Origin of the sequence: Streptomyces sp. SBT349 (genome assembly GCF_001083795.1) — a bacterium.
Lineage (GTDB): Bacteria > Actinomycetota > Actinomycetes > Streptomycetales > Streptomycetaceae > Streptomyces.
This window is the reverse complement of the sequence record NZ_LAVK01000037.1, coordinates 20,063-33,056: the sequence shown is the minus strand read 5'-3', so window position 1 is coordinate 33,056 and position 12,994 is coordinate 20,063. Positions and strand designations below refer to the sequence as shown.

The window sequence follows — 12,994 nt, the reverse complement described above, 5'->3', positions numbered from 1 at the left end:
CGACCTGTCCCCGTCCGCGGGCCCCCGGGGCCCGCCTCCGGAGAGTGAACTCGTCCCCGCACCCTTTGCGTTGGGCCGCGGCGACGGCACCGGCCGCGCACCGGGGCGCCCTCCGTGCCCCCCGGGGCGCGCGCCCCCGGCGGACGGCGCTCGGGGCGCGAGGGCGTGCGTTCAACGCATGGAAACGGAGGAATGTCCCCTGGCCCTCCGGCGCGGGGAAGGGCCCACCGGCGCGCGGCATTTCACCGCGCGACGGTTCACCGAAGGGAAATCCGTTCACGCTGTCGGCAGTTGGGCCCCGACCCGGCCAGGCCCCGATCCGCCTCCCCCGGGCCGCGCCCCGGCGCCCTCCGGCCCTCGGAGACCGGAGGCGAACGCAAACGGCGCGACGCTTTTGCGTTCACAACCTGAAGGTATCGATCTGGCAACGGACCCCCCGCGGAGGGCCCCGGGAGCCGCGCGGGACCCGCCGGGAACCCCGCCCGGCAGCCGCACGGCAGCCGCACGGCGAGCCCGCGGCAGGGCTCGCCGACGTCCCGCCGGGCCCCCGAAGGCGGCCCGGCGGGACGTCCGGGGCGCGTCCGGGGCCGCGGTGAGTCACCGTTCTCCGCGCGTCACATCCCCCGCGGAGCCCGCTGAGCCGTCGCGGCCCCGGCCCGGGGCCCGCCCCCGGCGGCTAGGACGACGACCGCCGCACCAGCTCCGTCGGCAGCACCAGCCGGGGCCGGTCGGGCGGCCCGTCCGCGATCTCGGCCAGCAGGGCGCGCGTCATCGCCCGCCCCATGCCCTCCATCGGCTGCCTGACGCTGGTCAGCGGCGGGTCCATGTGCCGGGCCAGCGCCGAGTCGTCGAAGCCCACCAGGGCCACGTCGTCCGGCACCGAGCGGCCCATCTCGCGCAGCGCGCGCCGGGCGCCGATCGCCATCAGGTCGGAGGCGCAGAACACCGCGTCCAGCGCGGGCCGCCTGATCAGCAGCTCCCGCATGGCGGAGTGCCCGCTCTCCTCGGTGAAGTCCCCCCGGCCGACCAGCTCGTGGTCCCGCTCCCGGCCCGCCGCCCGCAGCGCCTCCAGATAGCCGTCGAGGCGGCACTGGGCGACGTACATGTCGGCGGGGCCCGTGATGGTGGCCACGCTGCTGCGCCCCCGTCCCAGCAGGTGCTCCACGGCCAGCTGGGCGCCGCCGATGTTGTCGCAGTCCACGTGCGGGACCAGCTCGTCCCCCGACCTGCGCCCGTTCATCACCAGCGGGATGCCCATCTCGGCCAGCTGGTCGGGCAGCGGGTCGTCCCCGTGCACCGAGACCAGCAGCACGCCGTCCACCCGGTGGCTGGCCGCGTACTGCGCGAACCGCGCCCGCTCCTTGGGGGTGCGGATCAGCGTCAGCAGCAGCTGGATGTCGGTGTCGGCCAGCTCCGCCGAGACGCCGCGGAGTATGCCCGAGAAGTACGGCTCGGCGAACAGCCTGGTCTCGGCCTCGGGCACCACCATGGCGATGGCGTCCGAGCGGTTCGCCGCCAGGGCCCTCGCGGCCCGGTGCGGGACGTACCCGAGATCGGCGATGGCCTGCTGAACGGCGGCTCTCGTGCGATCGCTTACCCTGGGTGAGCCGTTGATCACTCTCGACACCGTCCCGCGCCCCACCCCCGCGCGGGCCGCGACTTGTTCAAGTGTCGGTCTTCCATCGCGGCCGGTGCCGCGCCTTGCCATTGCCATCGCTTCCTCCCGTTTCCGCCCCAGGATCCAACTACATCACGGAATCCGAGACGAACCGTTCTACGCCTTGACACTCGCTCAGCACTCGGGAACCCTTCAACCCATCACGTCTGGGAGCGCTCCCATGGCTACCAAACCCTACAGAACCCGTACGTTCCGAGCCCAGGCCCCCTATCCCCCACGTGTCGCAACCACCCGGCTGGGAAGGCAACGTCAGTGCGCCAGGAGGACGACGACGTCATGCGCAGCAATACAACACGAACCACCAACCGATCGCGCCGGCGCGCGGGCAGAGCCCTCGCCGTCGGCATGACGGCCATTCTGTCCACCGCCCTGCTCGGCGCCTGTTCGAGCGACGACGAGGGCGGGGACGGCGGCAACGGCGACGAGGAGATCACCCTCAGGGTCGGCGTCTTCGGGCAGTTCGGCTTCGAAGAGGCCGGTCTGTACGAGGAGTACGAGCGACTCAACCCCCACATCACCATCGAGCAGGACTCCATCACCGACAGCGGTGACTACATGACCGGCCTGCGCACCCGCCTCTCGCAGAACAGCGGGCTGCTGGACCTCCAGGCCATCGAGGTCGGCAACATCGCCGAGATGACCACCGAACTCTCCGACCGCTGGGTCGACTTCAACGGGTTCGAGGCCGTGGACCCGAGCCACTTCGCGGAGTGGAAGAACGCGCAGGCCACCGACGCCGACGGCCGGCTGATCGGCCTGGGCACCGACTCGGGCCCGACCGGCGTCTGCTACCGCACCGACTACTTCGAGGAGGCGGGGCTGCCCACCGACCGCGAGGAGGTCACGGAGCTGTTCGCGGGCGGCTGGGAGGACTACCTGGCGGTCGGCGAGCAGTTCGCGGCCGACGGTCCCGAGAACGTCGCCTACCTCGACTCGGCGGGCGGCATGTTCAACGCCGTGGTCTCCGCCTACGAGGAGCGGTACTACAACGCCGAGGGCGAGCTCGCCTACGCGGATAACGAATCCGTCGCCACCGCCTGGGATCTGGCCACGCAGGCCGCCGAGGCCGGCCTGTCGAGCGGCCTCGAACAGTTCCAGGACGACTGGAACCAGGCCATGGCCAACGGCGACTTCGCGACCCTGCCCGCCTGCCCGGCCTGGATGCTCGGCTATATCCAGTCGCAGGCCGGCGAGGGCGGCGAGGACGTCTGGGACATCGCCCAGTCCCCGAGCCCGTCCAACTGGGGCGGCTCCTTCATCGGCGTGCCCGAGGCCACCGAGCACCACGACGAGGCCGTGGCGCTCGCCGCCTGGCTGACCGCCCCCGAACAGCAGGCCGTCTTCTTCACCGAGCGCGGCAGCTACCCGAGCTCGGCCGAGGCCCAGCAGCTCCCCGAGGTGCTGGAGGCCACCCACCCGTACGTCAACGACGCGCCGATCGGGCAGATCTTCTCGCAGGCCGCGGCCGACGTGCCGACGACCGTCATCGGCCCCTACGACCAGCAGGTCCAGGACGGCATCACGGACGGCCTGCTCGCCCTGGAGCAGAACGGCCTGTCGCCGGACGACGCCTGGGACGACGTGGTCGCCGCGCTGGACAACGCCGTCGCTGAGTGATCAGGGATCGAGAATCAGGACTGACTGATGACGACTGAACACCGAGAGGCCGCGCCCCCCGTATCCTCGGGGGGCGCGGCCCCGCGCCGTGACGGGGAGCCGGGGCGGACCGCCTCACCGCCCCCGACCCCCAAGGAGGCGCGCCGCCAGGCGCGGCGCTCGCGCCGCTACCGATGGGACATCAAGTACAGCCCCTACGGTTTCATCGCCCCCTTCTTCCTCTTCTTCGCCGCCTTCGGCCTCTTCCCGCTGCTGTACACGGGCTGGTCCTCGCTCCACCAGGTCAACCTGAACAACCCCAACGACCTGGAGTGGGTGGGCTTCGAGAACTTCACCCGGCTGTGGGACGACGAGTTCTTCTGGAGCTCGCTCCAGAACACGTTCACCATCGGCATCATCTCCACGGTGCCGCAGCTGATGATGGCGCTCGGCCTCGCCCACCTCCTCAACTACCGGATGCGCGGCAGCATGCTGTTCCGCGTCGCCATCCTCACCCCCTACGCCACCTCCATCGCGGCGGCGGCCCTCGTCTTCGTCATGCTCTACGGGCAGGGCGACTACGGCGTCATCAACTGGACCCTCGGCCAAGTCGGCATCGAGGGCGTCTCCTGGGAGGCCGGCGACTGGAGCTCCCAGTTCGCCGTCTCCTCCATCGTCATCTGGCGCTGGACCGGGTACAACACCCTGATCTACCTCGCCGCCATGCAGGCCATCCCCAACGACCTGTACGAGTCGGCGTCGCTCGATGGGGCGTCCCGCTGGCAGCAGTTCCGCTATGTGACGCTGCCCGCGCTGCGCCCCACCATCCTGTTCACCATCGTGGTCTCGACCATCGGCGCCACCCAGCTGTTCGGCGAGCCGATGCTCTTCGGCGGCGACGAGACCGGCGGCGCGCAGGGCCAGTACCAGACGCTCGGCCTGTACATGTACGAGACGGGCTGGACCAACCGGCACCTGGGGCGCGCCGCGGCCATCGCGTGGACGATGTTCCTGCTGCTGATCGTCATCGGGCTGCTCTACGCGTTCATCACCCGCTGGGTGGGGCGCAGCACCGGCGAGGAGGAGTAATGGTCACCGTCATCCAGACCAGGCCCGAGGAGGACGCGGGGACCCCCGCGACCGTGCCAGGCAAGCGCCGCCGCGGCGTCAGGGCCGCGGGCAAGCAGCAGCACGCCGGCTGGCTCACCTACCTCATCCTGATCATCTTCGCCGTCGGCTCCGTCGTCCCGTTGCTGTACTCGGCGATCGCCGCCTCGCACGACAACGCCCGCCTGAGCGAGCGCACCCCGCCCTTCTGGTTCGGCGGGAGGCTCTTCGACAACCTCGAACGGGCGTGGAACGACGCCAACATGGTCAAGGCGATGACCAACACGCTCTTCGTCGCCGGAGCCATCACGGTCTCCACCGTGCTCTTCGCCACGCTCGCCGGGTTCGCCTTCGCCAAGCTCAGGTTCCGCGCGAAGAACTTCATGATGCTGCTGGTCATCGGCACCATGATGGTCCCGCCGCAGCTCACGGTGGTGCCGCTGTTCATGGCGATCGCCGAGCTGGAGTGGACCGGCCACCTGCACGCGGTCATCCTGCCCACGATGGTGAGCGCCTTCGGCGTGTTCTTCATGCGGCAGTACCTGGTGCAGGCCCTGCCCACCGAGCTCATCGAGGCGGCCCGCGTCGACGGGGCGAACAGCCTCCGCGTGGTGTGGCACGTCGTCTTCCCCGCCGCCAGACCGGCGATGGCGGTGCTCGGCATGCTCACGTTCGTCGCGGCGTGGAACGAGTTCTTCTGGCCGATCATCGCGCTCACCCAGCAGAACCCGACCGTCCAGGTCGCCCTCACCAACCTCGGCCGCGGCTACATCCCCGACCAGGGGGTGATCATGGCCGGCGCGTTCCTGGGCACCCTGCCCCTGCTCATCGCCTTCGTGCTGTTCGGCAAGCAGATCGTGGGCGGCATCATGCACGGAGCGCTCAAGGGCTGAGCACCCCGGCACACGCGGTTGATACCTTCTCTACGAGCAAGAATGGGAGCGCTTCCATGACTGAAAACCAACCCCGGGTCTTCCCACCGGACTTCCTGTGGGGCTCGGCCACCGCCTCGTACCAGATCGAGGGGGCCGCCCGCGAGGACGGCCGCACCCCGTCGATCTGGGACACCTTCAGCCGGACCCCCGGCAAGGTGCACGCCGGCCACACCGGAGACGTCGCCTGCGACCACTACCACCGGTGGCAGGACGACGTCCGCCTCATGGCCGAACTCGGCCTGGGCGCCTACCGCTTCTCGGTGTCCTGGTCCCGGGTGCAGCCCACCGGGCGCGGCCCGGCCGTCCAGCGCGGCCTGGACTTCTACCGCTCCCTGGCCGACGGCCTGCTGGAACGCGGCGTCGTCCCGGCGATCACCCTCTACCACTGGGACCTGCCGCAGGACCTCGAGGACGCGGGCGGCTGGCCGGAACGGGAGACGGCCCAGCGGTTCGCCGAGTACGCCCACATCGTGGGCGAGGCGCTGGGCGACCGGGTGACCTCGTGGATCACCCTCAACGAGCCGTTCTGCAGCGCCTTCCTCGGCTACGGCTCCGGCGTGCACGCCCCGGGGCGCACGGAGTCGGAGGCGGTGCTGAAGGCGTCGCACCACCTCAACCTGGCCCACGGCCTCGGGGTCCAGGCGCTCCGCTCCGTGCTCCCGCGGAACGCCGAGGTGGGCATCACGTTCAACCCGGTCGTGGCCCGCCCCAAGACCGACTCGCCCGGGGACCAGGACGCGGCACGCCGCATCGACGCGCTCCAGACCCGGATCTTCACCGGCCCGGTCCTGCACGGCGGCTACCCGGACGACCTGCGCCGGGACACCGCCAGGGCCAGCGACTGGTCCTTCGTGCGCGACGGCGACGAGGCGCTGATCCACCAGCCGCTGGACTTCCTCGGGCTGAACTACTACACGCCCACCGTCGTCTCGGCCCCCACCGAGGGCGCGAAGATCGCGCGCAACGACGGCCACGGCTCCTCCGAGCACTCGCCCTGGGTCGGCTCGGAGGATGTGGAGTTCCACCTGGCGCCGGGCGAGCGGACCGACATGGGCTGGGTCATCGACCCGACCGGCCTCGCCGAACTGCTGACGCGCTTCCAGCGCGAGGTGCCGAACCTGCCGCTCTACATCACGGAGAACGGCGCCGCGTTCGACGACAAGATGGACGCCGCCGGCGCCGTGCACGACCCGGACCGGATCGCCTATCTCCACGGCCACCTGACCGCCGTCCACCAGGCCATCGAGCAGGGCGTGGACGTGCGCGGCTACTTCCTGTGGTCGCTGCTGGACAACTTCGAGTGGGCGTACGGCTACAGCAAGCGCTTCGGCGTGGTCCACGTGGACTTCGACACCCTCCAGCGCACGCCGAAGGCGAGCGCCCGCTGGTACGCCGGCGTGGCCGGCTCCGGCCGCCTGCCGGCCGGCGGCTGACCGGCCGCCGGGCGCACAGACTCCCCGCGTCCTCCCGGAAGCCTTTCCGGATCCCTCCCGGAAAGGGGGACGCCGGGGGCCTGGCCCCCGCCTCGCGCGCACACCACGCCGCGAGGCGGGGGCCGGTTCACGTCAGCGCGGCGGGCGGCGCTGGTCGTAGTCCCGGCTGGAGGCAGCCGCCACCCGAGGGGAGGGGGCGTTCCGTCATGCCCGCGGCGCCCCGCCAGCCCATTCATGGGACAGAACCGAGTGGACGATGGAGTCGCGCCACGCGCCACGGACGAAGACATGATCTCGAATGTGGCCTTCCTCAGCCAGCCCGGCGCGGATCAGGACCACACGGGACGCTTCGTTCTGCGGCGACCTTGCGGCCCAGATCCGGTGCAGCTTCAGGGAGTCGAAGCCGAAGCCCAGCAGGGCACGCACCAGCTCGGTGCCGTAGCCGATGCCCCACACATCGGGATGAAGGGCGAACCCGATGGTCGCTGCCTGCTGTCCCTCCAACGCGAGCCGCACGTACCCGACGAGTCGGCCGCGCTCGCGCTCACAGGCTGCAAGCGCGAACTCCGAGCGCGGCGCCGCGACAGCCGCGACCATCGAGCGGGCCACGATGTGGCCCACCTGATCGCGGCTGCGCGGCTCGAACGAGAGATGTGCCGTCGCCTGCTGGCTGCCGTAGATCGCGTGGACGGCGTCCACGTCGTCTACGGTCAGCTCCCGCAGAACCAGGCGCTCAGAGGTGTAACTGACCGGGTGCATGCCCGGGGATGCTACTCGGGGCGGATCAGCGGAAGAGAGCCCGAGTCGGTGCGGAGGCGAACGCCTCGATCTCAGCACGCAGTTCGCGGGCCGCGCCAGCGGTCCTGTGCGGTCCTGAGCTGAGGGCGTGGTGCACGCGCTGTGCGCTGATCACGATGCCGGCGCTCCGCTGCGCAGCGGTGAGGTCGAGTACAGGCCGGAGCGCGTCCGCCACGCCGTCGAGCCGGCCGCCCGCGATACGAGCGAGGGCGAGGTTGGTGCGCGCGCCCGCCTCGTCGCCGTATGCCCATTCGGAGCGATCCACCGCCTCGTAGGCTTCCACAGCTTCGGCGGCATGCTGCTCCGCGGTCGGAGTCGATCCCGGTAGAAGCACCTCGGCCTCAGCGGAGTAGTACAGCTCACGGACACGCGGGAACGTCAGCAGCCCTCCAATCGCGTCAAGGTCGTCAACCTCAACTCGTTCACGGGCGCCCGCACCTGCACGAGTGGCCGCGCGCATCCCCTCGGCGTCACCAAGCACGGCAGCTGCGCGGGCCTGGAGACTGGCGAGCCAGATGCGAACCGTGCCGGTCGTCTGCGGTGCGGCGGCGCCGCCGCTGAGGGCGTAGTGGCTGGCGTCTTGGGGACGCCCTGCCCAGTAGGAGATGAGGCTTTGGAGACCGCGTACCCATCCCCGCGCGGGGGCGTGGTCGGCCTGGTCGGCGCAGACGAACGCGGCACGGGCCTGGCGCATGGCGCTGGCGGGGTCTCCCAGATCGTGAGATGCCTTGGCGAGCATGCCGCTGGTGATCGCGGCCAAGAGATGCAGGTTCCGCGCCTGGCTCGGCTTGGCCCCGCCGCTCTCCAGGATGCGGAAGATGGTGTCCTGAATCTCCACGAGGTCATCGAGGATGGCGCTCAGCGGAACTTGGGGGTAGGCCGCGGCGATGCGGTGAACTTCCTCTTCCACGTGCGCCATCGTCTCGGGACCGACCTGCTGTGACTCGGTCGTCATGGCCCATCTCAGGGCGCGTTGTGCTGCCATCGACGCGGTCCTTCCCATGTCGTGCTCGTCCGCAGCGCCAGGGTCGGCGGCGGAACTGTGGATCAGCCCCCTGGTGGGGCGCGGCTTCGCCGGGTGCGGCTCGGCCGCGGGCGGTGGCGCGAGGAGTTCGGCAGCCGAGTACCCAAGCAGGTGCTCCAGCACCAGCCGCGCGTCCGGCTGCGGAGAAACCGCGCCCGCGCACCACCGTTCGTAGGTGGACTCTGAAACAGACAGCGCTGCAAGGGCGGGGTTTCCGTCGATCTCCGCCAGTTCGCGCGCCGCCCGTTCGTACCGGGCCCGGAAGGTCGGATAGTTCCAGCTGCGTTGGCGCAGTAAGACTCGCAGCAGTGTTCCTGTCATGCCGTCCCCCGTCATGGGTGAGTTCGGAGGCCTGTCATGACGTTAAGGGCGAGCCCGCGATCCGGGAACGGGGCCTGCGGCGTCTGACGGGCGGATGGGGGGCGGATGACGGTAGGGGGTCACTCGGGGAGCGAGAGATGGGGGGCCGATGAGGGTGTAGGTGGGGAAGGAGCGCGAGGACGATTGCGGTACGTGATGACGCGATCACCCCACTGAGGGGAGCTACGCCATGAACACCGCAGCAGCGCCGCCCTACTGGTTGCCTACGACCGCCGAGGGCACGCGGGCCTTACCGTTCGGCCGGTGGTGGGACGCGGTGCGGCCCGGAGCCCAGCGGTGACCGCCTTCCCGGCTCGGGTTGACGGCCCTGAGCCCGCGCCGCCCCCGCTGGGAGACGAGCCGCCGACCCTCATCGACGGCCGCCGGTGCCCGCCGGCACAACCCACGGAACGCTGCCCCGGCTGCGACGACATGGTGGAGTCGCTCGCGCTGCACAGCTGCTCCGGCGGCGCGTCATGATCCTACTGCTGCCGACCCTGGTCCCGACCTGCATCGACTGCCGCAGACGCGCGGACGACCCGGTGCCGGTGGCCGAGCACCCGGACGGCTGGATCCTCAGCGTCTGCGGCTCGTGCCTGATCACCGGCCGGTACATCCCCCTCGCGCAACGCCCGAACCTCGGCAACGGTGAGCCTCTGTGCTACCCACCCGAGCACTTTATGCCCGAACGCCTCGTCAGGCGGCTTTCGGCGCTGGGCCCGCGCCCGGACCTTCGCCCGCTGATCGAGCAGGTGGTCACCACCTACAGCCTCACAGCGCTTGAGGGGACGGCCCTGCTGATGCCGGCGGAGCTGGCGGAGGTGTGGCGCCAGGTCCATGCCGCGGTGGCCGAACTCCGCGCAGCGACCCGCGGCGAGCTCCACGCCGTACCCGCAGCCGAGGCAGGGCGGTGACCCATGGCCGAGGAGTTGCCCAGCACGCGCACGCTGACGATCGTGCAGTTGAAGGGGTGCGCCTGCGTCTGGTGTCACGGCCGGATGCTGCACGGATCCCGCCGCGTGGGCGCCGTGCCGGATTTCCTCGACCGCCCGATAGAGCTGTGGGCCTGCGACCCGCCCTGCTCGGCCTCGCCCGGAGGTGCATCGTGAACGAGCGGATCAACCTCTCGCTGCCCGATCCCGGGCGCCGCATCCAGGAACGCGTGATCGGCCGGTGCTGGATCGGCTGCGACCCGGAGGTGATGCAGGCCGTCACCTGGCTCGGGCCGGTCTCCATCGGCGGCATCGCCGGTGATGCGAGCGCCCAGGCATACGCCTGCGAGGCGTGCATCGGCCACCTCTACGGCATGGAGCAGGCCGACCGGATCGAGCGGGACCGGCCTGCCGACCTCCTCGCCGCACAACCTCGCGGACACCGATGACCTCCCGCCCGCCTCCGAGCTGATTCCCACCCACCCGGAGACGGGCGGGGACCAGGCTCCCCGGCCGTGCGTGACCGGCCGGGGAACCGGCGGCGCGCCTCGTAGGCCGGCGCCGCCCGGAGCGGCACCCCCGGCCGCCACCTCGTGGCCGCCGGGGACCCGCGAACCGCACGAGCGAGAGCGAGCCCTCATGCAGTGCCCGAGTTGCCAGCGCCGCGGTGTCCTGCGCCGGGTCCGGTAAGCCCGGTGCAGAACCGTCACCACCGTCCGAACCAACCGAGCAGGAGTTCCGATCTACCCGTTCTTCCTCTTCTGGCCACGACCCTCACCGGCCACGACAGCCGGGTGCACCGACCCCGCCCTCCGCGCCGGCCGATCCGCCGACGGGCAGCAACCGGCCAAGCCCAACAGCTCCCGCCCCGGCGCTCCAAGCCCCTGGAAAGGCGAGCACCGGGACGGGCCGCATCACCCAGCAACCCAAAAGGAGTGAACTGAATGAGCACCACAACCGTAACGCGCGACCCGCGCACCCTCCTCACGCCGGAGGACTTCGCCGCGGTGGCCGCCACCGTGCTGGACAACAACCCCGGCATGAAGCCCGGGTTGGCCGAGCGCATCACCACACAGGCCCTCGCGTTCGTGGCCACCGCCGCCGACACCACCGCACCAATGGCACCGTCTCGCGTGGTGGACGAGGGCTGGCACGCCCTCGTCCTCCACACCCGCCTCTACGAGGACCTGGCCCGCAGGCTCGGGAAGTTCGTGCACCACGTGCCCGAGCGGCCCGGCAGCACCCGCGACAGCTACGGCCCTGACTGGCTCACCCGCACCACCGACGCCATCGCCGCGGCCGGGTACCCGGTGGACGGGGACCTCTGGCGCGGCCCGGGCGACGACACGATCCCGGTCGTCGCCCCGGCGCAGCACTCCCCGGGCCCGAACTGCGGACCGATCGTCACGTGCGTCTCGAAACCGGCCGAGAAGGAGCCCACCCCAACCACTACCCTCTGATACCGGAACCCCACGGAAAGAGGCGGCCATGACGGGCGAACAAAACGAAGGCGGCGACCGGCGGGGCTGGACCGATCCGCGGTACGCCGACATCGTCGCGCGCATCGACAAGGCCCGGCGCTGGACACCGCGGCGCGACGGGCCGCCTGTGGTGCGGGGGTTCGTGTACGACCTGCCGCCGGACCGCCGCCCCCCGACCGTGGACTGACCCGCGCAACCCCACGCCCCGACCACCGGAACACCATCTGGTAGCCGGGCGTTCCCGTCTCCGTGTTCCCGCGGGAACACGGAGACGGGCCGAGACGGGTCAGGATGGGAACGAGTGTGCTGAAGCGGGGAGTTCCGCCGCTGGTCAGGGCATTGTCGCAGGTCAGACGGGTGTGCGTAGCGGGCTCTCGTCCGGCCCCGACACCCCGGCCACACCGACAGATGGGGCGATGAGCGCCGGCCCGACCGCGGGCGAGGGCATTGCTTCATGCCCCGCCGTGGCGTCAGCGCGGCGGGCGGCGGTCGAGGCGCCGCTCGATGTAGGACCGCAGGCCCGGCGTCAGTTTCAGGTGCCACTGCGCGTGGCCGCAGGCCCCGCAGAGGTAGACGTCGAAGACCGGCCGCTTCCCGAGGGTCACCCCCACCGGCCGCAGGCCCACCTGCCCCGTGAACTCCCCCTGGTACACCTCGTCCGCGCCACAGACGCCGCAAGGCCCGTTCCGCATATCCCCGTTGGTCATCCCCCGACCCTAGGGCCCGGGGGACCGCAACGGCCCGCCCAGGCCCGCGCTCAGTCGCCGAACGTCCCAGGCGGGGGCGGCGGCGAGGCGACGGCCGTGGCGTCCCCCACCACCGCCGCGCCCGCGACGAAGTCGGTCAGCTCCCGCCCCGCCAGGACCCGCGCGGGCGAGGGGTCGGCCGCGCACCGGTGGCCGAGATCCACCAGCGGCAGCGCCCGGTCGGACGCCCACAGCACGCCGTTGCCGTACCGGCGGCCACGCAGCACCGCGGGCTCGGCCGTGAGCACCACCTCCGCGAAGCGGCTGACCGCGGTGGCCAGCTGGCCGCGGAGGTAGCCGAACGGCGGCCCGTCCGCGACGTTCGCCGCATAGGAGCCGCCGGGGCGCAGCGCCCGGCGGACCTCGTCGAGGAACTCCGCGCTGGTCACATGCGCCGGCGTGCGCGCCCGGTCGAAGACGTCCGCGATCACCAGGTCCGCCCAGCCCTCGGGGATCTTCCGGAGCATCTCCCTCGCGTCGGAGGGGCGGATCCGCACCCGCGCCGCCCGCGGCAGCGGCAGCTCCCGGCGGACCAGGGCCGTCAGCCGGGCGTCGGGCTCGGCGACCTGCTGCTCGGAACGGGGGCGCGTCACCGCGATGTAGCGGACCAGGCTCAGCGCGCCGCCGCCCAGGTGGACCACCGACATCGGCCGCCCCGGCGGCTGGGCCAGATCCGCGAAGTGGCCGAGCCTGCGCTGGTACTCGAAGACCAGGTGCGCCGGGTCGGCCAGGTCCACGTGCGATTGCGGGGCGCCGTCGATCAGCAGCTCCCAGGACCCGGCCCGGTAGAGGTCGGGGACCAGTCGCGCCAGCCCCCCGTCCACGGGCTCCTCGACCGTCTCCTTGCCACGGCCGCGCCGCTGTCTGATTCTCGCCACACCCCCAGTGTGACGGCAGGCGCCGG

13 protein-coding genes are annotated in these 12,994 nt (G+C 71.6%); 8 read left to right on the top strand and 5 right to left on the bottom strand.

All coding sequences use genetic code 11. The features are described 5' to 3' along the window. Positions 1 to 676: 676 nt before the first annotated feature. Positions 677 to 1,714 carry a LacI family DNA-binding transcriptional regulator gene (locus ADY01_RS07415; protein ID WP_049567662.1) on the bottom strand — a complete coding sequence of 346 codons (1,038 nt, stop codon included), beginning with the start codon at positions 1,712 to 1,714 and terminating at the stop codon, positions 677 to 679. A gap of 309 nt (positions 1,715 to 2,023) precedes the next feature. On the opposite strand from ADY01_RS07415, the gene ADY01_RS07410 reads away from it, so the two are divergent. Genes ADY01_RS07410 through ADY01_RS07395 form a run of 4 tightly spaced genes read left to right on the top strand, consistent with a single transcriptional unit; the run spans position 2,024 to position 6,749 of the window. Beyond that, the gene (locus ADY01_RS07410) at positions 2,024 to 3,295 is read left to right on the top strand and encodes an extracellular solute-binding protein (protein ID WP_049567679.1); all 1,272 of its coding nucleotides are present in this window, start codon (positions 2,024 to 2,026) and stop codon (positions 3,293 to 3,295) included. 27 nt (positions 3,296 to 3,322) lie between these two features. After that, positions 3,323 to 4,363 (top strand): carbohydrate ABC transporter permease, encoded by a 1,041-nt coding sequence (locus ADY01_RS07405; protein WP_049567657.1) that lies wholly within the window; start codon positions 3,323 to 3,325, stop codon positions 4,361 to 4,363. Then, entirely contained in the window at positions 4,363 to 5,274 is a 912-nt protein-coding gene (locus ADY01_RS07400; RefSeq protein WP_049567654.1) for a carbohydrate ABC transporter permease, read from the top strand. The genes ADY01_RS07405 and ADY01_RS07400 overlap by 1 nt, the downstream gene beginning before the upstream one ends. A gap of 56 nt (positions 5,275 to 5,330) precedes the next feature. Next, complete coding sequence (locus ADY01_RS07395) at positions 5,331 to 6,749, top strand: GH1 family beta-glucosidase (protein WP_049567649.1); 1,419 nt, start codon at positions 5,331 to 5,333, stop codon at positions 6,747 to 6,749. 204 nt (positions 6,750 to 6,953) lie between these two features. Here the strand turns inward: ADY01_RS07395 and ADY01_RS07390 are convergent, their stop codons facing one another. Both ADY01_RS07390 and ADY01_RS07385 read right to left on the bottom strand, forming a co-directional pair. Beyond that, entirely contained in the window at positions 6,954 to 7,508 is a 555-nt protein-coding gene (locus ADY01_RS07390) for a GNAT family N-acetyltransferase (protein ID WP_049567646.1), read from the bottom strand. Positions 7,509 to 7,533: 25 nt separating this feature from the next. Continuing rightward, positions 7,534 to 8,892, bottom strand: a complete 1,359-nt coding sequence (locus tag ADY01_RS07385; RefSeq protein WP_159001021.1) for a hypothetical protein — start codon at positions 8,890 to 8,892, stop codon at positions 7,534 to 7,536. Positions 8,893 to 9,407: 515 nt separating this feature from the next. On the opposite strand from ADY01_RS07385, the gene ADY01_RS07380 reads away from it, so the two are divergent. The 4 genes from ADY01_RS07380 (at position 9,408) to ADY01_RS07365 (ending at position 11,531) form a co-directional block, all read left to right on the top strand. Beyond that, positions 9,408 to 9,845, top strand: coding sequence for a hypothetical protein (locus ADY01_RS07380; RefSeq protein ID WP_049567639.1), 438 nt, complete (start codon positions 9,408 to 9,410; stop codon positions 9,843 to 9,845). Between the two features lie 146 nt (positions 9,846 to 9,991). Further along, positions 9,992 to 10,312, top strand: coding sequence for a hypothetical protein (locus ADY01_RS07375; protein ID WP_049567635.1), 321 nt, complete (start codon positions 9,992 to 9,994; stop codon positions 10,310 to 10,312). Between the two features lie 495 nt (positions 10,313 to 10,807). Next, positions 10,808 to 11,323, top strand: coding sequence for a glycine-rich domain-containing protein (locus tag ADY01_RS07370; RefSeq protein ID WP_049567628.1), 516 nt, complete (start codon positions 10,808 to 10,810; stop codon positions 11,321 to 11,323). A gap of 28 nt (positions 11,324 to 11,351) precedes the next feature. After that, positions 11,352 to 11,531: a hypothetical protein gene (locus ADY01_RS07365; RefSeq protein WP_049567625.1), complete on the top strand. Its 180-nt coding sequence runs from the start codon at positions 11,352 to 11,354 to the stop codon at positions 11,529 to 11,531. A 283-nt stretch (positions 11,532 to 11,814) separates the two neighbouring features. On the opposite strand, the gene ADY01_RS07360 is transcribed toward ADY01_RS07365, so the two are convergent. Both ADY01_RS07360 and ADY01_RS07355 read right to left on the bottom strand, forming a co-directional pair. After that, the gene (locus tag ADY01_RS07360) at positions 11,815 to 12,051 is read right to left on the bottom strand and encodes a hypothetical protein (RefSeq protein ID WP_159001015.1); all 237 of its coding nucleotides are present in this window, start codon (positions 12,049 to 12,051) and stop codon (positions 11,815 to 11,817) included. A 50-nt stretch (positions 12,052 to 12,101) separates the two neighbouring features. Beyond that, on the bottom strand, positions 12,102 to 12,968 hold the full coding sequence (locus ADY01_RS07355) for a spermidine synthase (RefSeq protein ID WP_049567619.1): 867 nt from the start codon (positions 12,966 to 12,968) through the stop codon (positions 12,102 to 12,104). Positions 12,969 to 12,994: the final 26 nt, after the last annotated feature.

Coding starts and splice junctions, on each gene's coding strand:
- ADY01_RS07400 (WP_049567654.1), top strand. CDS start 4,363: ATGGTCACCGTCATCCAGACCAGGCCCGAGGAGGACGCGGGGACCCCC.
- ADY01_RS07410 (WP_049567679.1), top strand. CDS start 2,024: ATGACGGCCATTCTGTCCACCGCCCTGCTCGGCGCCTGTTCGAGCGAC.
- ADY01_RS07395 (WP_049567649.1), top strand. CDS start 5,331: ATGACTGAAAACCAACCCCGGGTCTTCCCACCGGACTTCCTGTGGGGC.
- ADY01_RS07415 (WP_049567662.1), bottom strand. CDS start 1,714: ATGGCAATGGCAAGGCGCGGCACCGGCCGCGATGGAAGACCGACACTT.
- ADY01_RS07405 (WP_049567657.1), top strand. CDS start 3,323: ATGACGACTGAACACCGAGAGGCCGCGCCCCCCGTATCCTCGGGGGGC.
- ADY01_RS07360 (WP_159001015.1), bottom strand. CDS start 12,051: ATGACCAACGGGGATATGCGGAACGGGCCTTGCGGCGTCTGTGGCGCG.
- ADY01_RS07365 (WP_049567625.1), top strand. CDS start 11,352: ATGACGGGCGAACAAAACGAAGGCGGCGACCGGCGGGGCTGGACCGAT.
- ADY01_RS07390 (WP_049567646.1), bottom strand. CDS start 7,508: ATGCACCCGGTCAGTTACACCTCTGAGCGCCTGGTTCTGCGGGAGCTG.
- ADY01_RS07385 (WP_159001021.1), bottom strand. CDS start 8,892: ATGACAGGAACACTGCTGCGAGTCTTACTGCGCCAACGCAGCTGGAAC.
- ADY01_RS07380 (WP_049567639.1), top strand. CDS start 9,408: ATGATCCTACTGCTGCCGACCCTGGTCCCGACCTGCATCGACTGCCGC.
- ADY01_RS07370 (WP_049567628.1), top strand. CDS start 10,808: ATGAGCACCACAACCGTAACGCGCGACCCGCGCACCCTCCTCACGCCG.